General features: G+C 46.5%; 19 protein-coding genes. 8 read left to right on the top strand and 11 right to left on the bottom strand.

The window, feature by feature from the left end:
• Positions 1-3 precede the first annotated feature (3 nt).
• Positions 4-1,425, top strand: a complete 1,422-nt coding sequence (locus JHD44_RS10015; protein WP_199462616.1) for an FAD-dependent oxidoreductase — start codon at positions 4-6, stop codon at positions 1,423-1,425.
• A 48-nt stretch (positions 1,426-1,473) separates the two neighbouring features.
• Here the strand turns inward: JHD44_RS10015 and JHD44_RS19110 are convergent, their stop codons facing one another.
• Entirely contained in the window at positions 1,474-2,544 is a 1,071-nt protein-coding gene (locus tag JHD44_RS19110) for a phosphatase PAP2 family protein (RefSeq protein WP_199462615.1), read from the bottom strand.
• Between the two features lie 159 nt (positions 2,545-2,703).
• Positions 2,704-3,054 (bottom strand): cupin domain-containing protein, encoded by a 351-nt coding sequence (locus JHD44_RS10005; protein WP_199462614.1) that lies wholly within the window; start codon positions 3,052-3,054, stop codon positions 2,704-2,706.
• A gap of 116 nt (positions 3,055-3,170) precedes the next feature.
• On the opposite strand from JHD44_RS10005, the gene JHD44_RS10000 reads away from it, so the two are divergent.
• The 7 genes from JHD44_RS10000 to xdhC all read left to right on the top strand — a co-directional run bounded on the left by JHD44_RS10000 (position 3,171) and on the right by xdhC (position 10,756).
• The gene (locus tag JHD44_RS10000) at positions 3,171-3,836 is read left to right on the top strand and encodes an NADPH-dependent FMN reductase (protein WP_199462613.1); all 666 of its coding nucleotides are present in this window, start codon (positions 3,171-3,173) and stop codon (positions 3,834-3,836) included.
• Positions 3,837-4,000: 164 nt separating this feature from the next.
• Complete coding sequence (locus JHD44_RS09995) at positions 4,001-4,684, top strand: mobilization protein (protein WP_199462612.1); 684 nt, start codon at positions 4,001-4,003, stop codon at positions 4,682-4,684.
• 105 nt (positions 4,685-4,789) lie between these two features.
• Positions 4,790-5,341 carry a M23 family metallopeptidase gene (locus tag JHD44_RS09990; RefSeq protein ID WP_233401987.1) on the top strand — a complete coding sequence of 184 codons (552 nt, stop codon included), beginning with the start codon at positions 4,790-4,792 and terminating at the stop codon, positions 5,339-5,341.
• Positions 5,342-5,413: 72 nt separating this feature from the next.
• Positions 5,414-5,899 carry a DUF2059 domain-containing protein gene (locus JHD44_RS09985; protein WP_199462611.1) on the top strand — a complete coding sequence of 162 codons (486 nt, stop codon included), beginning with the start codon at positions 5,414-5,416 and terminating at the stop codon, positions 5,897-5,899.
• Positions 5,900-6,124: 225 nt separating this feature from the next.
• Positions 6,125-7,582, top strand: coding sequence for a xanthine dehydrogenase small subunit (xdhA, locus tag JHD44_RS09980; RefSeq protein ID WP_199462610.1), 1,458 nt, complete (start codon positions 6,125-6,127; stop codon positions 7,580-7,582).
• A complete protein-coding gene (gene xdhB, locus JHD44_RS09975; RefSeq protein ID WP_199462609.1) occupies positions 7,575-9,926 on the top strand; it encodes a xanthine dehydrogenase molybdopterin binding subunit in 2,352 nt (783 codons plus the stop codon). The genes xdhA and xdhB overlap by 8 nt, the downstream gene beginning before the upstream one ends.
• Complete coding sequence (gene xdhC, locus JHD44_RS09970) at positions 9,923-10,756, top strand: xanthine dehydrogenase accessory protein XdhC (RefSeq protein WP_199462608.1); 834 nt, start codon at positions 9,923-9,925, stop codon at positions 10,754-10,756. Before xdhB ends, xdhC begins: the two co-directional genes overlap by 4 nt.
• A 58-nt stretch (positions 10,757-10,814) precedes the next feature.
• On the opposite strand, the gene JHD44_RS09965 is transcribed toward xdhC, so the two are convergent.
• The 9 genes from JHD44_RS09965 to JHD44_RS09925 all read right to left on the bottom strand — a co-directional run bounded on the left by JHD44_RS09965 (position 10,815) and on the right by JHD44_RS09925 (position 23,847).
• Positions 10,815-12,332 carry a carbohydrate-binding domain-containing protein gene (locus JHD44_RS09965; RefSeq protein WP_199462607.1) on the bottom strand — a complete coding sequence of 506 codons (1,518 nt, stop codon included), beginning with the start codon at positions 12,330-12,332 and terminating at the stop codon, positions 10,815-10,817.
• Position 12,333: 1 nt separating this feature from the next.
• Positions 12,334-12,963 carry a DUF4956 domain-containing protein gene (locus JHD44_RS09960; protein WP_199462606.1) on the bottom strand — a complete coding sequence of 210 codons (630 nt, stop codon included), beginning with the start codon at positions 12,961-12,963 and terminating at the stop codon, positions 12,334-12,336.
• A gap of 109 nt (positions 12,964-13,072) precedes the next feature.
• Entirely contained in the window at positions 13,073-13,783 is a 711-nt protein-coding gene (locus JHD44_RS09955; protein ID WP_199462605.1) for a polyphosphate polymerase domain-containing protein, read from the bottom strand.
• Complete coding sequence (locus JHD44_RS09950) at positions 13,780-14,328, bottom strand: lamin tail domain-containing protein (protein WP_199462604.1); 549 nt, start codon at positions 14,326-14,328, stop codon at positions 13,780-13,782. Before JHD44_RS09950 ends, JHD44_RS09955 begins: the two co-directional genes overlap by 4 nt.
• A gap of 153 nt (positions 14,329-14,481) precedes the next feature.
• Positions 14,482-16,617 carry a TonB-dependent receptor domain-containing protein gene (locus tag JHD44_RS09945; RefSeq protein ID WP_199462603.1) on the bottom strand — a complete coding sequence of 712 codons (2,136 nt, stop codon included), beginning with the start codon at positions 16,615-16,617 and terminating at the stop codon, positions 14,482-14,484.
• Positions 16,618-16,968: 351 nt separating this feature from the next.
• Positions 16,969-19,113 (bottom strand): TonB-dependent receptor domain-containing protein, encoded by a 2,145-nt coding sequence (locus JHD44_RS09940; RefSeq protein ID WP_199462602.1) that lies wholly within the window; start codon positions 19,111-19,113, stop codon positions 16,969-16,971.
• Between the two features lie 279 nt (positions 19,114-19,392).
• Positions 19,393-20,745 carry a TolC family protein gene (locus JHD44_RS09935; RefSeq protein ID WP_199462601.1) on the bottom strand — a complete coding sequence of 451 codons (1,353 nt, stop codon included), beginning with the start codon at positions 20,743-20,745 and terminating at the stop codon, positions 19,393-19,395.
• Complete coding sequence (locus tag JHD44_RS09930) at positions 20,745-22,673, bottom strand: MacB family efflux pump subunit (protein WP_199462600.1); 1,929 nt, start codon at positions 22,671-22,673, stop codon at positions 20,745-20,747. Before JHD44_RS09930 ends, JHD44_RS09935 begins: the two co-directional genes overlap by 1 nt.
• Positions 22,663-23,847 (bottom strand): efflux RND transporter periplasmic adaptor subunit, encoded by a 1,185-nt coding sequence (locus tag JHD44_RS09925; protein WP_199462599.1) that lies wholly within the window; start codon positions 23,845-23,847, stop codon positions 22,663-22,665. The genes JHD44_RS09930 and JHD44_RS09925 overlap by 11 nt, the downstream gene beginning before the upstream one ends.
• Positions 23,848-24,043: the final 196 nt, after the last annotated feature.

Genomic DNA, 24,043 nt, shown 5'->3' with positions numbered 1-24,043 from the left:
CTTATGTCTGAGCGCTTGAACAACGTATTTCAATTTGTTGAAGTGGATCGTAAAGATCCGAAGAAGAAGCCACTGCTGACGCGTAAATCTCAGTTCGTGGAAATTTATCGTCCTTTCGAAGAAACGCAAGCGAAAGGCCAAGCACACCGCTGTTTAGAGTGTGGTAACCCATACTGTGAATGGAAATGTCCGGTACATAACTACATCCCGAACTGGCTGAAGTTGGTATCAGAAGGCAACATTCTGGAAGCAGCAGAACTAAGTCATCAGACGAACTCACTACCAGAAGTGTGTGGTCGAGTGTGCCCGCAAGATCGCCTATGTGAAGGCGCTTGTACGCTAGGTGAAGGTGGTTTCGGTGCTGTAACCATCGGCTCTGTGGAGAAGTACATCACTGATACAGCGTTTGCATTGGGCTGGCGCCCAGATATGTCAAAGGTTGTTCCAGTTGATAAAACCGTTGCCATCGTTGGTGCAGGCCCTGCGGGTCTTGCTTGTGCGGACATTCTGGTTCGTAACGGTGTGAAGCCAGTTGTATTCGATAAGAACCCAGAAATTGGTGGTCTTCTAACGTTTGGTATTCCAGAGTTCAAACTTGAAAAGTCTGTGATGACTCGTCGCCGCGAAATCTTTGAAGAGATGGGCGTTGAGTTCGTACTGGGTACCAGTGTGGGTGATGATGTGCCATTCGAGCACCTACTTGAAGAATACGATGCCGTATTCCTAGGCATGGGTACTTACAAATACATGAAAGGTGGCTTCCCAGGTGAAGACCTACCAGGTGTCTACGATGCCCTAGACTTCTTAATTTCCAATGTGAACCATTGCTTGGATTTCGAAGAAAGCGAAGACGATTACATCAACATGAAAGGCAAGCAAGTGGTTGTCTTAGGTGGTGGTGATACCGCGATGGACTGTAACCGTACGTCTATCCGTCAGGGTGCGAAGAGCGTTACTTGTGCTTACCGCCGTGACGAAGAGAACATGCCGGGCTCACGCAAAGAAGTGAAAAATGCTCGTGAAGAGGGCGTACAGTTCCTATTTAACCGTCAGCCAGTAGAAATCATTGGTGATGGCAAAGTAGAAGGCATCAAAGTAGTTGAAACACAAATGGGTGAGCCTGATGCCAATGGCCGCCGCAGCGCAGAAATCGTTGAAGGCAGCGAGCAAATCATCCCAGCAGACGTCGTATTGGTGGCCTTTGGTTTCCAACCTAGCCCTGCACCTTGGTTTGAAAAGTTCGGCATTGAAACGGACAACCGCGGTCGCGTATTGGCACCAAAAGACGGTAAGTTCATGTTCCAAACCACCAATGAAAAAATCTTCGCGGGTGGTGACATGGTACGCGGTTCTGACCTAGTGGTGACAGCGATTGATGAGGGTCGTAAAGCCGCTGAAGGTATCATGGATTTCCTAGACGTTTAAGATTCGTCATGTGACCCACGCTTGTGGTGTCTCATCTCAGCCCCTATCTTATGATAGGGGCTTTTTTTTGTCCGATTCATTGAGCAAAACGTTTTTAACGAAAAACCAAATTGCTGTTGTTAACACAAGGGCGAGAGCGCTATCGACAGCGTAATGCCATCCTAAATGCACGGAAGCAATCATAATAATGCAAGTGTATATCCAAGCTACCGCTCCTAACTTTTTATTTATGCTGTAAAGAGCAATAGAAATAATTGCTGTAATGGAAACGTGCATACTGGGAAGAGCTGAGATGCCAAGTCCTAAGTCATTGGTCTTATTTACGTAGCTCTCCCAAAGAAGATCTTGGATGGGGAGCGACCAAACCCGTAGTGTGCCATATTCTGAAGCAAGAATGTTATCCTGATGCGTTAGTAAATTCATCAAGCCTTCATACGGGTCATGTCCTACATAATAAGAGCCATAAAAACATGGGCCTACAGATGAAAAGATGATTGCAGAAATGTTTCCAATAACAATCCAGCACAATAGGAAAGAGATAATAAATTGTAGCCTCTTTATTTTTAGATTTGTCATCACCATAAAAATAGTCAAAAATACCCAGATTACTAAAAACCAAAGGTTGTACATTAGGTTTAGGAAGGCAGTAGATTCTGGTGTGCTAAAAATAATATGTGTTAGCTCCCATGGCGTGTTACCAAAAAAGATGAATTGATCCATATTGTAAAGTATGGGGTCTAGATAAAATGGTACAAATAATGGGATAGAGCTTTTCACAGAAGTGTAGATTGAAGCGACTATAGATATTGATAAAGTAAGTGCGATAAAGTTTAAAGTTTCATGCCATTCCTTTATCGGGATTAATACATATTCTAGCAGCTCTTTTAACGGTCTCTTGCTTTTCTTGAAAAGGATAAAGAAAAAATAGCCTAGAAACATTAAACATGCACTCAATACTAGAGAAACTAAAAACGTACCTCTGTATAGGGATAGTGTGAATTGAACTTCATTGTTAAAAAGGTAAAGAGACCATTGAAAAATAATAGCTAAGAGAGTTACGTAATAAACAGATTTATCTCGTATGAAAGGGTTAAACCTATGCTTAAAAGTATTGTTCACTATAAATCCTTTACCTTGGATAGCATTAAAGAATTTATTTTATATTAATTTCTAGTTTCTTTGAAATTATGTTCTATTATTTCTAAATTTGATTTTATTTTTAATATAGAAAGCCTTATTTACTATTAGGCTTTCTATATTAGTTTGATGGCGTTTGAGTTACTTTTTCTCGTATATAACAAAATTTTTTTTAGTAGCTTTGATGACAGTCCATGTGCCTGTGAATCCTGCGGGAATTACGAATCGATCTCCTGGTTTCACAATCATTTTTTGGTTATTGCTGAGATCAAAAATTTCACTTTCCCCTTCCAAAATATGGCAATACTCTTCTTCCGTATAGTGGATGTGCCATTTACCCTGCTCACTTTGCCAAATACCAACAAAAAACTGTTCGCTAGGATCGGTATATTCAATCCAAATTTTTTGTAGTGGGTTTCCTTGTATGAGTTTTTCAGGTGCAATGAAGTATTCTTCGCAAGCCTCTGTGATATTTAACATTTTAATTGTCATTATTAAGTACCATGCTGATAAAGTAGTCAGTCTAGACGTTTTTTAAAGCGACTTGCTATACCAAATAGTGGGTATAGACAGGTCTTGAGTGAAACAGAGTTAGATAGAATAGTTGTATGAAATTTTTAGTGTTTTTAGGCTCAGTTAGAACATCAACACCACCGCGACCTAAAAGGTTAGGGGAGCGAGTTGCTAAGCTTTGTTTAAATGAGCTCTCAAATTGTTATCCAAGGCATGAATTTGAATTAATTGATCCACTGGATTACGTTCAAGGGGCGGTTTTTAAACCTCACTTTGCTTACGCAAAAAGCAAAGTGCCACAGGATTTAGACGCGTTGGCAGATAAAATCCAGCAGGCGGATGGCTATGTTATGGTAAGCCCAGAGTACAACCATTCTATGAGCCCAGCGTTGGCGAACCTATTGAACCATTTTGGTAGCTCGCTGTTCTCGTTTAAGCCCAGTGCAATCGTCACGTATTCTGCGGGGCAGTGGGGCGGAATGCGTGCCGCAGTGGGTATGCGAACCTTCTTAGGGGAGCTTGGCTGCTTGCCTGTTTCAGCGATGATCCATGTGCCGAAAGCGCAAGAGGTATTAGACGAATCTGGAGCGATACTAAAAGACAGTGAAGTTAGTCATTGGCAAGACTATTTGGCACGTACTTTTAGTCAATTAGTTTGGTGGGCTGAGGCGACTCATGAACAACGGATCAAGGTTGACCCTTTTGAAGGTAGTGCAGCGTTTCAAATCGCGCCTTCACAACGTAATGCTCCTGAGTTATAGACCTTTGTCGATGTTTTTAACTCGGTTTTGACTAAACGTACCTTAATCTGCGTTTACTCGTTCCTATTTTTTTAGCTTGCCTGTATGTTTGATTAACGGCTTCATCATCCCGTCATGAAGTCCTGTATATATTGGCTATTAACTTTAAACACAGGGAGCGATACATGGGTAAGGTACACTTCGTCGGTGGCGAAAAAGGTGGTGTGGGTAAATCGATGACGGCGCGTTTGCTAGCGCAATATTACATTGATCACGAATTACCCTTTTTAGGCTTTGATTGCGATGCGTCACACGGCACGTTTTCACGATTTTACAGCGAATTTGCCTCACCAGTTGTGATTGGTGAAGAAGATAGCTTAGATGGTTTATTGGAAGCTATGGAAGCTAATCCGGGCAAAGATCTCATTATTGATTTAGCCGCGCAAGCTGCGAAGCCTTTAGGTGACTGGATTGATGATACGGATGTGTTTGGTTTGTTAGACGAAATGGACTACCAAGTATGCCTATGGCATGTGATGGACGACGGTGCCGACTCAGTGTTGCTACTTGATCAACTGCTAGAACGTTACCAACAGCCAGAGCTTGAGTTTATCGTAGTGCAAAACTTGGGTCGCGGTACTGACTTCTCGCGTTTCCAAAAATCAGATACTTTCAAAAAAGCTCAGCAGCGTGATGCTTTCATCATTGAGTTACCTAAATTGCAAAGTAAGCTGACGCAGAAGATCGACTTCAACAACAGCAGCTTCTGGGCGGTAGCCAATAACCGTAGCCTAATGAATATTGCCGAACGCCAGCGCATGAAAGTGTGGCTCCGTAATGCTTATGAGCAATTGGCATTCCTAGAATAACCCACGTCGCTTTCAAAGTTAGATCACAGCGCTTCCTTATTTCGCCTTGAGAAACAGGAAGCGTCTAGGGATAGTGATAGGACGCCTAATCATACGGAGTCCATCATGAGTAAAACCTTGATCGTAACCAGCGCATTCATTGTCGGTGTTATTGGCATGGTTGGCGCTGTTTGGCATGCGAACGAAAATTGGCAAGAGCCGATAGTCATGCCAGTTGTTGGAGCGACGCCTCGTGATTGGCACCCTGAAACATTCTGGTATGAGCCTTGGGGAGAGTCTCTGGTTCATAAAGGTATGGACATCTTCGCCGAACGTGGCACGCCAGTAGTCGCGGCGACGAATCATATTATTGTATCCATCAATGATAGCCGACGTGGTGGAAAGAACATCTGGGCGCTTGGGCCTAATTGGCGTATGCATTATTACGCTCACCTCGACTCCATTGAAGAAAATCTAGGGCGCTATGTCGAAGCAGGTACGCAGATTGGCACCGTTGGCAGCTCCGGCAACGCGCAAGGTAAGCCGCCGCATTTACATTATGGCATTCGTCTAGTGTTTGCCGATGAGTCTCGTATCGATGATTCGACGCTAGGTGAACAAAAAGCCAATTGGCTTAACCCGATCGAATACCTTAATTCGATAACGAATCTTGAATGATAATTAATATCAAATTGGGAAGGGCTATTGTAATATTCGGCTTCTCGTAACACCTCTTAAAAGGACTTTTAAATGAAAAAATTTATTTCTACAGCTGTTTTATGTATTGGGTTCAGTGTGGCTGCTGTACACGCCGCAGATACTCCCAGTAAAGAAGCACGAGAGTTAATGTCAGTGATGCGTATGGAGCAGTCTATGATGGATGGCTTTGACGCTATGTTACCAATGATCGAAGCTCAAGCGCAGAGTTGGCAACTGACTCCTGCCCAATTGGAGGAATACCGCTCGATTCATCGTGATTGGTTTGCTAAGGACTTTGATTTAAGTGCTATTAACGAGCAAATCACACTTGAGTACGATAAAACATTTAGTGAGTCAGAGTTACAGGACTTAATAAACTTCTACAACACACCAACAGGCCAGAAAACTCTGAACGAAATGCCAAGGCTGATGCAACTAGGCGCTCAGATTGGATTTCAAGAAGGCCAAAAGAAAGAATTCTTGCTTAAAGAGAAGGTCAAAGCCTTCTATGAAGAAAATGTTGCTAGCAAAAAGTAATCACTAATTCAAAATTAACACTTTCTATACTTCAATATCCTGCCAAATTTAACCGATCGGTTAAATTTGGCAGGATTCCTGCTACTCTATCCTAATAAAGCATAATTCAGTGTACTGATTAGTTTTTTCAGCGATCGCTTGTGTTCGTTGTAAAGGCTTAAAAATCAGGCACTAAGCAATCAAAGTGTGTTGGAAGGCTTTGTTTGAGATTAGGAGTAGAGAGATATGATTCGTTTTTTGATGAACGATCAAACAGTGTCCATTGAGCAATGTGCACCGCATACCACCGTATTGGAATACTTACGCACCAAAGCCGAGCAGCGGGGCACCAAAGAAGGTTGTGCATCAGGAGACTGTGGTGCTTGTACCGTGGTGTTGGCTGAAGTAAATGAAGGGCGTCTGCAATACCGCAATATTAATAGCTGCATTACGCTCCTAGGTAGTTTGCATGGCAAGCAACTGATTACGGTGGAGCATCTCAAACAGCAAGGGGCATTACATCCTGTACAGCAAGCCATGGTGGACTTACACGGTTCTCAGTGTGGCTTTTGTACCCCCGGCTTTATCATGTCGATGTTCTTCCTTTATAAAAACTGTTCACAACCGACTCGGGCTGATGTTGAGCAGGCGCTTGCCGGAAACCTTTGTCGTTGTACTGGCTACCGCCCAATCATTGATGCAGCACTAAGTCTGGCAGGGCAGGGGAGCAACGATGCCTTTTCTGAAAAAGAAGCGCAGACCGTTTCTTGTTTACAGGCGATTTTAACCCAACAGCCAAGTGGCTCATTAGTGGATGGCAGTCGTCAGTTTCTAATTCCAACCTCGAGTGATGCGTTATTGCAGTCTTTAACAGACCATCCTCATCCTGAGGCAAAGCTATTGGCGGGTGGCACGGACTTTTCGCTAGCGATCACTCAGCAGCTACAACAGCCAGAGGTGATTATTTACACTGGTCGAGTAGCGGAACTCATGCAATGTGAAGAAACGGAACGCAGCATCATAATCGGTGCCGCGGTGTCTTATAGTGATGCCGAATCTTTATTGCATAAACATTTCCTTCCCTTCGCTTCGTTATTAGAGCGCTTAGGCTCTTTGCAAGTACGCAATCAGGGTACATTGGGTGGCAATGTGGCCAATGCCTCACCTATTGGTGATACGCCACCCGTGTTGTTGGCACTGGATGCCGTATTGCACTTAAGAAGTCCTGCCGGACGAGAGGCGATACCGATCAGTGAGTTCTTCACTGGATATCGTCAAACTAAGCTGCCACCTGCTGGGTTTATTGAAAGCATTGAAATTCCACTGCAATCAGAGCGAACGTTGTGTGTCTATAAAATCTCAAAACGCTTAGATGATGATATCTCAGCCGTGTGTGCAGCGTTTTCAATCGCACTGAAAGATGGCGTAGTTACCGATGCACGTCTTGGTTTTGGCGGCATGGCGGCAACGCCTGCACGCGCTTTAAATGCAGAGAAAGCCTTGATCGGTCAGCCCTTTACCGAACTAGGAATTGTCGCTGCGCAACAAGCCTTAAGCCAGGACTTCAGTCCAATTGATGATGTTCGTGCAACCGGTACTTATCGCCTACAAGTGGCGCAAAATCTATTGCTGCGTGCCGTTCTAGAACACGATTCTGAACAAGAAAATTCCAATCAAATCATGGAGGTGGTGCAGTATGCGTAAGTTGACCGCAAATCAAAACAGTGCCCCTCAAACCATTGGTGCAACGGGCGTATCACGCAAGCATGAAAGTGCGCCGAAACATGTGGCGGGTGAAGCTATCTATGTTGACGATATGCTGGAGCCACGGGGCACGTTATACGGTGCTGTGGGCTACAGTGCCATTGCCAAGGGCCGAATTACATCACTGGATTTATCGGCGGTAAGAGCTAGCGAAGGGGTGGTTGAGACACTCTTAGTAGAAGATATCCCTGGTCATACGGACATTGGTGCGGTGTTCGGTGGTGATCCGATTTTGACGTCTGACGAAGTGAAATACCAAGGACAACCCATCTTTGTGGTCGTCGCGGAAACAGAGCAACAGGCGCGCCGTGCCGTAAAGCAAGCCAAAATTGAGTTTGAAACGCAAACGCCTCTGTTAGAGGTGACCGTAGCGCTAACCCATAAACAATTTGTTCGGCCTTCACATTTTATGCATCACGGCGATGCGCCAAAGGCCTTAGAGCAAGCCCCGCACCGCTTGCAAGCGGAACAACATGTCGGCGGCCAAGAACACTTTTATTTAGAAGGCCAAGTGGCGCTGGTGGTGCCTGCCGAAGATGGAGGCATGCTGGTGTACAGCTCCACCCAGCACCCCAGTGAAGTGCAAAAACTGGTGGCGGAAGTGTTGGCTGTACCAGTGAACCGTATCACCGTAGACATGCGTCGTATGGGGGGCGGTTTTGGCGGTAAAGAAAGCCAAGCCGCCGCTTGGGCATGCATGGCAGCGGCCTTGGTGTTGAAAACGGGCAAACCAGTGAAACTGCGTTTGCCACGTGTCGATGATATGAGCATGACCGGTAAGCGTCATCCGTTTTACAACACTTATGATATTGGCTTTGATGAGCAAGGCCTGATTCAAGGGGCGGACATCATGGTGGCGGGTAACTGTGGTCACTCAGCGGATCTGTCTGATGCGATCGTGGATCGTGCCATGTTCCATGCCGATAACGCTTACTATTTGCCAGATGTGAGCATCGCAGGTCATCGTTGCATGACGAACACAGTATCGCATACGGCATTCCGTGGTTTTGGTGGCCCACAAGGGATGATGATTATTGAGCGGGCCATGGATGATATCGCACGTGCAGTCGGCAAAGACCCACTCGATGTGCGTAAGCTCAACTTGTATGGCCCTGATGGACGTGATACGACACCATACCATCAAAAAGTGGAGCACAATGTTTTATTAGCGCTGATGGAGCAGCTTGAGCAATCCAGTGATTATCGCAAGCGCCGTGATGAAATCACCCAGTGGAATAAAACCAGTCGTATCTTAAAACGGGGTTTGGCGCTGACGCCAGTGAAGTTTGGTATTTCGTTTACTCTACAGCACTTGAACCAAGCCGGTGCCCTGATCCACATTTATACCGATGGCAGCATCCAAGTGAACCACGGTGGCACGGAGATGGGACAAGGGTTGCACACCAAGATCATTCAGATCGTCGCAGAAGCCTTGGCAATCGATCCTAATGAAATCCAAATTACCGCGACGCGAACGGATAAGGTTCCTAATACTTCGCCAACGGCCGCTTCAAGCGGCACTGATTTAAATGGCCAAGCGGCGAAGAATGCAGCACTAACGTTGAAACAGCGCATCGCGGAATGCATCGCTGAGCAAAAGGGCTGTGCACTTGAAACCGTCAGCTTTGCTAAGGGTCGTATTCATTGGGGGGATCAATCTGAGTCCATGAGCTTTGCCGAAGCAGCGCTCTTTGCATACGTAAACCGCGTTTCCTTGTCTGCGACAGGCTACTACAAAACCCCAAAAATCTGGTACGACAGAGAGCAAGCCAAAGGTCGCCCGTTCTTCTACTTTGCTAACGGTGCAGCAGTGTCCGAAGTCGTGGTGGACACATTAACAGGTGAATACAAAGTCGTGGGTGTTGACATCTTGCATGATGTGGGGCGCAGCTTAAACCCAGCCGTCGACCGTGGTCAGATTGAAGGGGGCTTTATTCAAGGCATGGGCTGGCTCACCACCGAAGAATTGAAGTGGAACGAGAAAGGTGTGCTGACCAGTAATGGGCCTGCGACCTATAAAATTCCAGCGATCAGCGATACCCCCAAACGTTTTAACGTAGACTTGTTTGAGCGTGATAACGACGAAGAAACCGTTTATCACTCCAAAGCCGTCGGAGAGCCGCCATTTATGTTGGCGATCTCTGTGTGGTCAGCATTGCGTGATGCGATCGCTTCTCTAGCGGATTATCGTGTCAGTCCACCATTGGATACGCCAGCGACACCAGAGCGTGTACTGAATGCCGTGATGGCGACTCGTGCAGCGGGTCAAAAGGAGGCCGTATGATTCGTTGGGCAGAACAAGTGGCAGCCTTGCAACGTCAAGGCTGTGCCTTTGTTATGGTCACCATTATTGGCACCCGTGGCTCTACGCCACGGGAAACGGGCAGTAAAATGGTGGTCACCGCAGAACAGACCTATGACACCATTGGTGGTGGGCACCTAGAATTCAAAGCCATTGCTCGCGCTCGTGAATTACTATTGGGCGAACAGGACTCTCAAACGCTGGAGCAATACCCTTTAGGCGCCTCCCTAGGGCAATGCTGTGGGGGGCATGTGTCCGTGCTGTTTGAACATTTTGCGGCGTCAGCTAAGCCTCTTTTAGTATTTGGCGCAGGGCACGTAGCAAAGGTATTGATTCCGATATTGAGTGAATTGCCCGTGCGTGTGAAATGGGTGGATAGCCGGGCAGAGCAGTTTCCTGAACACATCCCGAGTCAGGTTGAGAAGTGCTTAACCGACGATCCGGTTGGAGAAGTCACACAGGCTGCATCGGGCAGCTATATGTTGGTATTGACCCATAATCACCAGTTGGATTACGAACTCACTGAAACGGCATTAAAGCGTGGTGATATGGGCTTCATCGGCGTGATTGGCTCAGATACTAAGGCGCGACGCTTTCGTCAGCGCTTGGCCCATCGACAATTTATTGAGGCTGATATCGCCAAAATGACCTGTCCTGTAGGGCTCGCGGATATTCCAGGCAAACGTCCCATGGAAGTCGCTGTCTCCATTGCGGGTCAGATGATTGCGCTGTACCAAGCAGAGCAGCCTGCATCCGTGTCACCAGCCGCGGCGGATTGGTCTGAGATAAAACGGGCGTTAGAAGTAGAGTAAAAATAGGAGACATGACGTCTCCTATTTTAGTGTGGTGGTTGTGGGGCGTGTTAAAGCGTTACCACCAACCTTTCTTTTCGCCTCTTTCGCCACGAGGGCCGCCGCGACCAGTATTACCAAATTGAGTAATCACGGTATCCAGTGTCACAGTGGTAATGTCTTCGTCATTCACTTGCACTTGGTAAGTTTGACCCAGCGTGAATTCAGGCTCCGAAATAGTGAACGATTGAAAATCCATTGGCATCACTTGTTTGAACACTGGGCTGCCTTGCTGATTGCGAATCATGACGGTGGCACCTTTTGTGTAGGTGTTTTCAAGATTAATTTGGACTGCAGGTTGAGTGGAGTCATTGGAAGGCGCTTGCGCCATGCCCCCACTGCCCATCGCGAACAGGCGGCCACCCGTTACCTTAAAGAAACCATCCACATCAATGTAACCATCACGTCCACTGGTTGGCCCCTCAATAAACAGCTCGCCGCCACTCATCATGGCGTCACCGTTGGAATCAAAGCCATCACCGCCGGCTTGAATATGAACACGACCGCCTAGAATACTGGCGATGCCGTCCACTTTGGCTTTTCCGCCGCCGCCACGGCGTTCACCCATTTCGCCTTCCGGACGCTCACCACGTGGAGGGCGCTCACCCGGTTCACCTTCAGGTCGTTCACCACCTTTGAAGAAACCTTTCATGCGTTCGCCGAAGCTTGCTTTATCTGCACCGCTGCCATCGGAGATATTTAGAGCATCGTCTTCCGACTTAACAAAAATATCACCGCCATGGATGGTGATATTACGACTTTCAATACCTTCATAAGACTCTTCGACACGAACAGTGCCGCTCATAATGTCTACACGACGTACGCCTTTGATACCGTCATCTTTAGCAAATACTTGAATATTACTGCCTTCCAAGTAGACAAAGCCTTTGTCTTCGCGCTCTGCGTTATCGGCTTTAATGCCATCATCACCCGCTTTGATGAGGATCTTAGAATCACGGATATCGACACTGTCCTGACCATAAAGACCATCATCTATCGATTCGATACTGATGTTTGCGTGACGGATATCAAGGTCGTCTTTACTCACGATACCGTCTTTATAGCGGCCCACAATGGTCAAGGTGGCTTGTGGTGCGCCGATGATTTTTAGATCAGCTTTAGAGTAAATTGGCGCGTTTTGTTTTGCTTCGCCTTCTTTCTCTGCGCTGTGGTTGTGGTCTTCAAAGCGGTTGTTGGAGTTTGGTGCCAACTCGACATCCACATCACCCGCTTCTTCGATATACAGAGCAGATCCGTAAGCGTTGGACAGTTGGATATTATCCAGCTGTAACGTGACTTTCTCATCTCCTGTGTTAACCCAGATTTGACCGTTGTCACTTTGTCCCGTCAAACGGTAAGTACCACCTCGGGTAATAAGGATACGGCCGTCTTTGACCAAGATGGCTGGGTTCGATAACGGTGGCTGTGCCACATTCAGTTCAATGGCATCGTTGGCCGCAGAGACTTGGGTGCTGGCTGCGAACAAGGCCGCGTATAGAGGCGCGATCGCCCAACGTCGAGATAGGTGTTTCATCATATTATTCCGTAAATTCGCCGTTACTTGAAAGAAGAACACAGCTGTTGATGCTCGCACATGAGCGCAGCTGAGTAAGAAGAGGTTCTTGCTGACCGCGCTTAATTTTGACTTCGGTAACGCGTTCCACCACGTCTCCTTTTAGGGTGTCAGAGCGAGTTAGATAGCTGTTGACCAATTTGCGGTCATCTAAAATAGTTTGTACAGGAGCCCAATCGCTACTGCGTGGGTATTTAATAATCAGCATGTAAGCTGGCTCGAAGGTCACCGAACGTGATAGCCCCCAAAGTACGATGGCAATGAAAATGCTCGCGATAAATGACAGCTCGTAATAGGCCACGCCATTGGCGATCCCCACCATGATGGACCAAAAGATAAAAGCTGTGTCACGAGGGTCTTTGACGGCCGTACGAAAACGAATAATCGACAGCGCACCCACCATACCCAAAGACAGCATCAAGTTGCCACTGATGCCGATGACGATGGCGTTGATCGCAATCGCCGTCATCACCAAGGTGATGTTGAAGTTTTGTGAGTACAGTACACCGTTGTAGGTGCGTTTATAGATAAAATAGATGAACATCGCCATCAAGAAGGTGATCGACAATGACAATAGAATCTGCAGCATGCTCATGGTGTTTTCCGAAAAGAGCAGACTGTTATTAAGAATTTGGCTTAGGTTAGTTGAGTCCATGATGTTTCGTTTTGTTTCAAAGGTTAAAGGGTTAAATAAAAAGGTTTAATCAATCGCCGTAAAACTCACGCATATGCATTCGACCTTGGCAATATTTACTAATCGCCATGGCGGTGGTGCCATCAAATTTCAGCAGAGTCGGGAACCAAGAGGGCAAACAAGTATTGAACTTGACCTCCATGATGATGGTGTCAGGGCGTTGCAAAGTTTGCGTTTCAAGATCAGGATTAAATAGGTCTAGATCGCTGGTATTCACGCGAATGTTTTTATCAAACGTCACGCGAATTTCGTTGTAGTCGAGCATGTAGACTTCCCGGTCATAGTCGACGATCACTTTTGGACGGATAAATTTGCGCTTTAAATCAAAGTAGATAGAGCGTGCGCTTTGGCTGTCTTTTTCCAGTAAAAAGTCCACATCGCCATCGATCATTTGCAGGGCTTCAGCCTTGCTCAAGCGCACAGAGCTTTTATTGACAAATTGGTTGTGCTTGCGCTTGCGTTCTAACTTGACCCAATCGAGCGTCGGGTCGTAGGTGCGTAAGCGGTATTTATCACGGTGTTCAATGCCGTCCAGTTTTTCCTCAACGCTGGTGTCATAGTCATCATCAAAGTAGAGGCTACGAATGAAATAGCCGCGTTCGTCTTTTTGATGAGGGTCCCGCTGCATTAGCGTGGCGAGTAGATGACGCGCGTATTCGTAATCCGCGTAGCTGATGTAATACTTCACCTCATGGCGCTGAACTTTTAACGTCTTACTCATCGAGATGTCACTCCCCCAAGGTGTCCTGGAGTAGGTTGATAGGATATCTCAACAACGTCAGAATCTTTCAGATTATGCCCGATGGAAAATTGGCCTTTATAAGCGGTTGGTGCAACTAAGGCGATGCGATCCAATTGAGTCTTGCCGCTAGGGCTTGTGAGAATAACGCTTTCCCCGTTACTAAGACTGAAGTTCAGCTTAATCGCGTCAAACGGAAGATCTTCGGCTTTTGCTCCATATAAAAGTGCTGTGCCGTGTGAAGGGACAATGACATCGAACGGTATGCGAAATCGCTCTAGGTCGTCTATGTCGTCGCTTAGATAAAAACCTTTTAGGGAAACGCTGTTGAGACTGGGGTTATAGAGTTCAACCCAATCTTGCTTATCGTTATTAGAAAACGATACTTCGCTGATAAATAAGTGACTGGCAGACTGTGTTTTAGTTGTCTGATGTATAGCGAGCACAGCTAAAGCAGTGATCACCACGAACGCAGCAAATAAGTAAGGCTTAATAGAGCGGTAAGTCTGGTACATAAAATTAGTCATTAGAACGTCATAAATTGTTCATATTATAGCTTTAAGTGATATTGCATCTCATTTGTATTTACTTTGATTTACACTTTAGTAGAGGAATAAAAAGAAAAAAGAGCAGCCAAAAGGCTGCTCAATCAGAAGGAAATCTTAACTCTTTGAAGGTGGTTAGAAGCGGTAGTTAACCCCCACTTTAAAGTTGCGGCCAGGTTGGTATGACGTCACATCCGCACCAGTGTCGGCATCTTCAGAGGTCGAGCTTTTGCTGTATAGCTCATTGGTCACGTTATCAACACGCAGTTGAGCACTTAGGTTTTCTGTAAAATTGTAAGAGGTAAATACATCGTAAACAGTGTACGTTAAGTACTCGCTTGTGCTGCGTGTGCCTTCTTCTATGCGTCCTGTACGATACTTGGTATCGAAGCCAATACGACCTTTTTGATCATTAAAGTAAGTGCCTAACGTAACACTCACACTGCGTGGAATCAGGCTGGTATCTTTGCTCTTTGTACCATCATCTTCCACCACATAACCATTCATATCTTGGAAAGTGAAGTTAGCAAAGAGTAGAGGGCTGTCATAGCGAGCAGCCAATTCCCAACCGTAGACAGCGGCTTCATCTTTGTTCACAAACTGACGCACATTGTAGGCGCTACCGTTGTATGTACCGATACTGGTGTCGAGTGTACCTAGAAGTTGGTTGTAGATTTTGTCTTTTAAGTTGTTATGAATGTAGCTGATGTTTGCGTCGAAACGGTCATTAGCTTGCCATATACCCATACGCTCAAAGGTTAGACCGACTTCTCTATCCAGTGAGGTCTCGCCAGTCAGGTCTTCGTTTTCGATAACACACCAGTTGCCGTTACCATCGCCACAACCAGCAAGGTTACCTGTTTCGTATACGCCATCGCCATCAGCATCTGTACCAGTGAAGTACTCGGATGTGAATTTCTTACCGTAAATTTCATATACGGCTGGTGCGCGGTAGCCAGAACCCACTAAAGCAGTAAAGCCAAGACCATGCATTGATGTATTTTCAAATGGTTTCCAAAGCGCGGACAATTTCGAGTTAATAGAGTCTTCGCCTTGAGTCTCACGTCCAGCATAATCGGCATCATAAGAGTCATATCGTAAACTACCCGTTAATTGTAGGTCTTCGCCGATGTGCATGGTGTCAGATAAATAAGCGCCAATGGAAGTACGTTCCACTTGCTTTGGCGTACCGTCATCATTGTCGTAAGACATGCGCACATCATCAAAGGTGTAATCTAAACCGTAACGCGTCACATGCATGGTATTTTGGGTAGGGAAGAAGACACTGGTATTTTCGATTTCTGCGTAGGTCGTTGTGACACCGCCTGTGTTTGACCAATCGCCAGTACCAGCATCAGAGTCCTGGTCGCTTTCAGCTTGCGATACGCGGACTTTCAGGTCAACCAAGTCATTGTCTTTTGGGTTGTAGGTGTACTGCCCTGATAGAGTGAGGTCACGTACTTTCTTTTTCGTTTCGGTACCATCATCTGCATAATCAGAGTAATCCATATTATTTTGCAGAATGCTGGCTTCTAAGCGCTGTGCTTCATCGGGCGTATACACGCCTTTTAACAGGTAGCTTAGGTCGTCTGAACCCGTACCACCATTATCTGTCTTGACGCCATTTGCATCTTCATAGGCGTTAGTGTTTTTGGCTGAGATGGTCGCATTTGCAGAGAACTTGTCGTTAAACTGTTTGGCGATATCAGCACTGATGCCATTTGACTCACCATTCGTCTCATTGGTGTAGCGTATATTGGCTCCCCAATCACGATCCTCGCGAATGATGGATTCCGGGTCTTTGGTTTCTAGAAGAACCACGCCACCAGTTGAGCCATTGCCGTAGGTATTCGCTGCAGCGCCCGGGATGACTGTCACAGACTCATACATATCCATATTTAACCATACGGTATCGCGATCATTACTGCTCTTATGCATAATCTGACTACGATTATTTGGTGCCCCTTCGACCCTTACGCTGACAGCGTTACCTGTTTGTCCTCGTACCGTAATGGTACTGCCTCGTGAACCACCCACTTCATCGACTTGCACGGCTGCATTGCTTTGCAGAGCATCGGCTAGATTAGACGCCTGAGATTCAGCAATGTCTTCACTCGTAATAGTGGTTGCACCTTCCGCTTCACTGACGCGAGGCTGTTCAGTGGTTTGCAATTCTGTTTGGCCTTCAACCAAAAGTGTGTCTAGTGCTTCTTCTGCTTGCAGTGTTCCAGATGCTAGCGCAACAGCCAGAGCAATCATGGTGGGTTTCATAAAACATCGATCTCCATATTAAGGACTTTTTGTAAGGAAACTGTCATAAGTTCGTACGAGAGGGCGCTATCATCTCACAATGAGAATGAGTTTTTAATGCATTTGAGAATCATTATTAGTAATAATTGTGGGACGCTACGTTTCGTTAAATGGTGCGTTTTTTACATAAATTGAAGGTGGGTTGACACTAATTTACATAAGGTGAAATGAAACTGGGAAAGCATGAGACAACTTTGCAGTGTCATGATGGGTTAGAATCCTGTTGCATATGACAAAGAGTGCAGTGTGAAATGAAAAATGAGCAGCCAAAGGCTGCTCAAACAGAAAGGAAATGATCGTTTTTAAAGGGGGTTAGAAACGATAATTTACACCCACTTTGAAATTTCTACCTGGCTGGTAAGATGTTGTATCAGCGCCAGTAGTACTGTCTTCAGATGTCTGGCTTTTGCTATAAAGTTCATCGGTCACGTTGTCCACACGAAATTGTGCGCTCAAGTTATCGCTGAACTGGTATGAGGCAAAAACATCGTAAACGGTGTAACCTTTATAAGTGTACTCGGTAGTACCATTGCGGCCACCGAAGTAGCTGCGCCCCTTACGGTACTTGGTATCCAGTCCTACACGACCTTTTTGGTCATTGAAGTAAGTACCTAGTGTAACGCTAACGCTACGTGGCACTAAGCTGGTATCTTTGGTTTTTGAACCATCGTCTTCGACCACATACCCGTTCATGTCTTGTAGTGTGAAGTTAGCAAACACTAGAGGGCTGTCGTAACCTGCTGCCAGTTCCCAGCCGAAAACTGCGGCCTCATCTTTATTCACAAACTGACGTACGTTGTAGGCACTACCATTGTAGGTAGCAATACTTGTATCAAGAGTTCCCAGTGTTTCGTTGTAGATTTTGTCTTTTAGATCCGTGTGGATATAGCTAACACTAGCATTAACGCGGTCCTGCGCTTGCCAAATTCCCATACGTTCGAAGGTCAGGCCAACTTCTGTATCCAGAGACGTTTCACCAGTTAGGTCTTCATTTGGAATCACACACCAGTTACCGTGCCCATCCATACAACCCGAAACGTTACCTGTTTCGTATACACCATCACCGTCAGCATCGGTCCCTGAGAAGGGTTCAGAAGGGAAGCCTTTACCGTAAATTTCATACACCGCCGGAGCTCGGTAACCGGAGCCTACTAATGCAGTAAAGCCAAGCCCATGTGCGGACGTATTTTCAAACGGTTTCCATACTGCTGACAGCTTAGAGTTGATCGAGTCCTCCCCTTCGAAGGAATCACTATTGAAGTCTGCATCGTACTGGTCATATCGTAGGCTGCCAGAAAGCTCTAAGTCTTCACCGATATGTAGGGTATCTGATAGGTAGGCACCAATCGAGGTACGCTCTACTTGTTTCGGTGTACCGTCATCGTTGTCATATACCATGCGCACATCGTCAAAGGTGTAGTCTAGGCCGTAGCGCACCACATGCATGGTGTTTTGGGTTGGGAACAAAACGCTAGTATTTTCGATTTCTGTGTAGGTCGTTGTAACACCGCCTGTGTTTGACCAACTCCCTGTGCCAGCATCGGAGTCTTGATCACTTTCAGCACGAGAGACACGTACTTTAAGATCGACAAGATCGTTGTTCTTTGGATTATAGGTATATTGTCCAGAAAGAGTTTGATCGCGAACTTCTTTCTTTGTCTCTGTGCCATCGTCAGCAAAGTCAGAGTAGTCCATATTGTTTTTTAGAATGCTGGCTTCTAAGCGTTGCTCGTCATTAGGTGTGAAGACACCTTTTAATAAGTAGCTTAAGTCCTCAGAACCGGTACTTCCGTTGTCGGTTTTAATGCCGCTAGCATCTTCATAGGCGTCTGTATCTTTGGCAGAAATGGTGGCGTTAGCGGAGAATTTATCGCTGAACTGCTTAGCTACATCGGCACTGATGCCATTCGCTTCGCCATTGGTTTCATGGGTGTAGCGCAGGTTTGCGCCCCAACCACGGCCGTCACGGATAATGCTTTCAGGGTCTTTGGTTTCTAAAAGCAATACTCCACCTGTTGAACCGTTACCGTAGGTGTTTGCAGCGGCACCAGGGATGACTGTCACAGACTCATACATGTCCATATTTAACCAAATGGTGTCTCGATCACTGCTACCCTTGTGCATGATTTGACTACGGTTATTCGGTGCGCCTTCGACGCGAACACTCACTGCATTACCTGATTGACCTCGAATAGTGATTTCACTACCGCGCGAGCCGCCCACTTCGTCTACTTGCACTGAGGCATTATTTTGCAGCGCATCGGCCAGGTTAGAGGCTTGAGCTTCCACAAGATCTTCACTCGTAATAGTCGTAGCGCCTTGAGTCTCACTCACTCGTGCTTTGTCTGTGGTTTGAAGCTCTGTCTGTCCCTCTACAAGTAATGTATCCAGTTCATTGTCGGCGTGTAGGGCGCCTGATGCTAGCGCTACAGCCAATGCGACCAACGTAGGTTTCATGGGAAGGGTGGCTCCTTATGTCAATTAGTGTCAGTTTTCGTAAATGTGGCGCTATATTCTCATAGAGGATGGATGATATAAATAGTAATGGGAATGGTTATCATTAATTTTAATGAAACGTTGTGTTCCTTATTTAGCAACGAGTTATTTTGCTTTGCGCAATGACTAATGCTAAATGGCTCTGAAATGACTCAAAATCAAAGTTATGTGTTGTTTTTGTGCACAAAAAAAGCCGAATGAAGCATGACTTCAATCGGCTTTAGCTTTCTACAGAAGAGTTTACAATTCGGGAGGGGCTCCATTTGCCTGATAAATCGCTATGACGGCGTTGAGTATGCTTTGTCTTGCTGTCACCAAAGAAGCCTCGGAGTTGTATAAACTGCGTTGAGCACTAATTAGGTCTGATTTGTCACTGACACCTTCTTCCCATTCATATTCAGTAAGCTGGGTTTTCGTCACCTGATTCTGATAGTAAATTTGTGCATAACGGTAGCCGATCAAGCTTTGCTGATAGGTACTGAGGGTATCTTGTACCTCATGCAAGGCTGAAATAACCGTGTTTTGGTAATTGATGCGCGTGATAGTTTCGTTGATGTCGGCTTTTTTTACGGCACGTTTATTGTCGCCATTGTCGTATAGACTCAAACTAATGGATTCAACGAGTGATAAGGTCCAGGCTTCAGCTAAATCATACAAATCCGAAGGGCGTAAGCTCATGCTAATAGATAAATTAGGCCATCGATCTAACTCGGTTTCCACTTTGCTAAGGAATGCTGCTTTGACTGATGCTTCAGCGGCTTTTAAATCAGGGCGTTGGCGGATCAGCTCAGCAGGTTGGTTGAGTGCCACATCAGGTATGGTTAAGTCTGATAAACGAAACTCGGTATCGAGTGCTTTCCAGTCATTTTGTCCAGTTAATAGAGCCAAGGCTCGCATTTGATCTTGCCGATCAATGAGGTACGTTTCAATGTCTTCTTCTAAATTGAGAATGGTCTCTTGCTGATCAATCAAGTCAATTTGTGATACTAAGCCTTCTTCAAATTGCGCTTGATACAACTCGTAGCTTTCCTTTGCTGAGCGCAAATTCTTGTGTGACAAAAGCAGACGCTCTTGCAGGGTTAGATAGGCTATGTACTGCTTCACAATACTGGCCGCGACGGTCAATCGGGCAGCTTCTAAGTCCCATTCAGAGGTTTGTGCGGACAGTAAGGTCTGATCCATTTGGGCCTGTAATTTACCCCATAAATCCCATTCGTATTTCGCACTAAAGGACAGTGATGACGCATCCGAGCTAGTGAAGTTACTCAGGTCATTGGTGTTGGCGCTTTGTGTTGAGCCAGCAGTAAGTGTGGCCGTCGTTGAAATGCCTTGGTTAGCCTCCTCTGTCTCGATTGCCAATCGTGCTAAACGTACCCGTTCAGCCGCCACCGCGATGCTCCAGTTATGGGAAAATGCAGTCTTAAGTAAGGCTTCCAGATCAGGGGAGCCAAAACTTAACCATTGGTTAGCAGAAAATTCTGCAAGGGCATACGTCGGCATGGTTTCTGCGGCCACAGAGGGCGCTTCATACTGATACTGACTGGCACAACCGGATAATAATAGAACGGCGCAACCGGTGATTAGATACTTCATTATTCCTCCGCGAGTGCGTCAATAGGGTTGAGCTTAGAAGCTTTGCGTGCGGGTGCGTGTCCGAAAATCAAACCGACAAAGAACGCTGAAGCAAACGCTAGCGCAGGTGGGTGCCAAGATAGAGCGATAGCAAGGTTAAAGCTGGACATGGCTAAGGCAGCACTGAGGCCAATTGCGATACCTAGTAAGCCACCACTGCAGCACACCACCAATGCTTCGATATTAAACTGGCGTAAGATGTCTTTTGGTTTGGCGCCTGTTGCCATACGCAAGCCGATTTCTCGGCGTCGCTCTGAAACACTGACCAGCATAATGTTCATCACGCCGATACCACCGACGAGCAGTGAAATGGCGGCAATGGAACCGAGCAACCAAGTCATGGTGTTTTGGGTTTCGGAAACGGCCTCGATCAAAGACGCTGTGTTCAATACTTGAAAGTCTTCAGTACCATGACGTTGGATTAAGAGCGCACGAATGGCTTCTTCGACGCTGTCCAAATTGTCCGTATCATCCACTTTAACGGTTAGGCCATTTAGGTACTGTCCAGCAAATACTCGCGACAGGCCAGTAGATAGTGGGATGAGCACCATTTCATCGTTGTTGACGCCGCTGGCGGTGGCACCTTGGGTGCTGAGCACACCAATCACTTGGTACAAAGCGCTCTTCATCATCACGTATTGACCGATTGGGTTTTCATCCGGAAATAAAGATGTGGCAATGGTGTCGCCGATAACAATCACAGGGGCCTTATTCTGTATGTCTTGCTGGTCGAACATGACCCCTTGCGATAAAGACCACTCTTTTACGTCAATATAATTTGGTGTTGTGGCCATGATCTTGCCACGATAGTCTTGGCTACGGTAACGAATCGTCGAGCGACTTTCTCGCTCAGGTGCCACAAGTTCTATATGCTCAAGGGTACTGAGTGCTTCAGCGTCATACTCGGTTAATGTAGCAATGTCTCCTGTGTTGCGCATATTAGCGCCGCCTGGACGAACCAGTAGTAGGTTGGTGCCCATCGACTGGATACGCTGTACCACTTGCTGTTTGCCGCCTTCACCAATGGCCATCATGGCCACCACCGCGGCGACACCAATTACTACTCCGAGCAAGGTAAGCATGGTACGGAACCAATTCGCACGAAGCGCCTTAAACGAAATATTAATGGCTTCATCAATGCCAATAGAGGGCAGCTCTTGCATGGTTTCAGGGTTTTCGCTCACCGGGTCGGTGTTTGAAACATCGCTGTCGGACAGGATCTTGCCATCCTGAATATGTACCTGACGTTTGGCTTTGGCCGCGACGTCGGCATCGTGAGTGATCAGAATGACCGTTACTCCTTGATCATTCAATTCACTCAGCAAGGCTAGTACTTGTTCACTGCTTTTCGAGTCCAGCGCGCCAGTGGGCTCGTCGGCCAAAATTACTTCAGCGCCATTAATCAATGCCCGAGCAATGGAAACACGCTGTTGTTGACCACCCGATAACTCACTTGGCTTGTGGTGCTCACGTCCTTCTAAGCCAAGCTTTTGCAGCAGCTCCATGGCCTTTTGTAGACGCTGCTCTTTTGCTGTGTTCGCATACAGAGCGGGTAGGGCAACGTTCTCTTGAGCATTCAGTGTCGGTAACAACTGATAGCGTTGGAAGACGAAGCCAAAGGTTTTAAGACGCAACGCTGCAAGCTGGTTGGTATTGAGCTTATTAACATCGTGGCCGTTAATCAGATAGCGTCCTTCACTGGGTTGATCCAAACAGCCAATAATGTTCATCAAGGTGGATTTCCCCGACCCTGATTGTCCCATGATGGCGACAAATTCACCTTCGTGTACGGTGAGAGAAACTCCATCTAAAGCACTGATCAGCGAGTCACCATTTCGATAATGGCGGCTCACTTGCTCAATCGACAGCAGCGGACGTTTAGAACCCACGACGTCCTCCCATTGGTGCTCGACTACTCGATGAGCCAGTTAAACTGATGCTTTTCTCACTGCTCGCACCATTCTCTCGACCAACAATAACCGTATCGTTAAGACTTAGTCCGCTTACTATCTCCACTTGAGTACGATTCTTAAGGCCAATTTTCACTGCAGTGGTCGCACGTGAGCCGCTTTCTGATCCTGGAATGTAAGCCACGGTGCCGCGGGGGCGCTCAGAGATGGCGGCAAGCGGCACAGTCATTACGTCTTTGGCTTGAGCTTCAATAAAGAAGACCTGAGTACTCATGCCATCCATCAAACGCCCCGTTTTGTTATCCACATCGATTAACGCTTGGTATAGCACAACGTCATTATTGACTAAGGGCGTTGGCAGCACTTTGTTCATACTTGAATAAAAGAACTCGTTGGGGTTACCAAGCGTCGAAAAGCGAACGGGCATGTCTTTGTATAAACGTTGTACATCCGCCTCCGACACATTGGCACGCAATGTCATATGGGACAAATCAGAGATAGTCATCAAGGTTGGGGCACTTTGGCTGGCATTCAGCGTTTGCCCTACGCGCACTTCAACACTGGTGATGGTGCCATCCATCGGGGCATAAATTTGGCTGTAAGATAGGGTGATGAGATCTTGTTCAAGGGTGGCTTCATCTACTTGTAGCTCGGCTTCGGTGGCGGCAAGTTTGGCACGCTGAACAACAATGTCTGTCTCACTTTGTTTTAAGGAATCATCGCTGACAGCACCACGGGCATTAAGGCGTCGATCGCGTTCGAGCTGGCTTTCTGCCAATTCTAACTGGGCAACCAATTGATCCCGTTGAGCCTTTTGACTTAACAAACTAGCGCGACTGCCTTTGATTTCTGTTTCAAAAACGGTGGCATCAATCTCTGCTAGCAGCTGACCTTTTTTCACCACATCACCTTCGCTGACATGCAGGGTTTTAATTTGCCCTGAGACTTGTGCACCGACATCTACGTAGTTGGCGGGCTCTAGTGTACCTGTGGCTGGAATAGTGATCTCAATAGACCCCGTTTTTACCGTATCCGTTAGCCAACTTACAGAAGCGTTTTGACTGTCCTGGTAGAGCCACCAACCCGCAAAAATAGGGCTGCCCAATGTGATGCTCCATAGCACACACTTCAACGTGAATCGTAAGATTGCCATGGTGATTATTCGCTCCTTACTGGACGGTTATTAGCATCAGGGTTACGGCGTGGACGTTCGCCTTGAGAGGGCGAGACATCATCCGAAAGACCGATATATGAGAGCAGTTGTTGCTGGCCGGAAGACGAACTGAAGAAGTACATAACTGACGCGCTGAAGGTGAGGCTAAGCACCGCAGAAAGAAGTAAAGCTTTCA

Origin of the sequence: Marinomonas ostreistagni (genome assembly GCF_016461785.1) — a bacterium.
In the GTDB taxonomy this organism is placed as follows: Bacteria; Pseudomonadota; Gammaproteobacteria; order Pseudomonadales; family Marinomonadaceae; genus Marinomonas; species Marinomonas ostreistagni_A.
The sequence above is the reverse complement of the archived record's forward strand: the minus strand, read 5'-3'. Positions and strand labels throughout refer to the sequence as shown.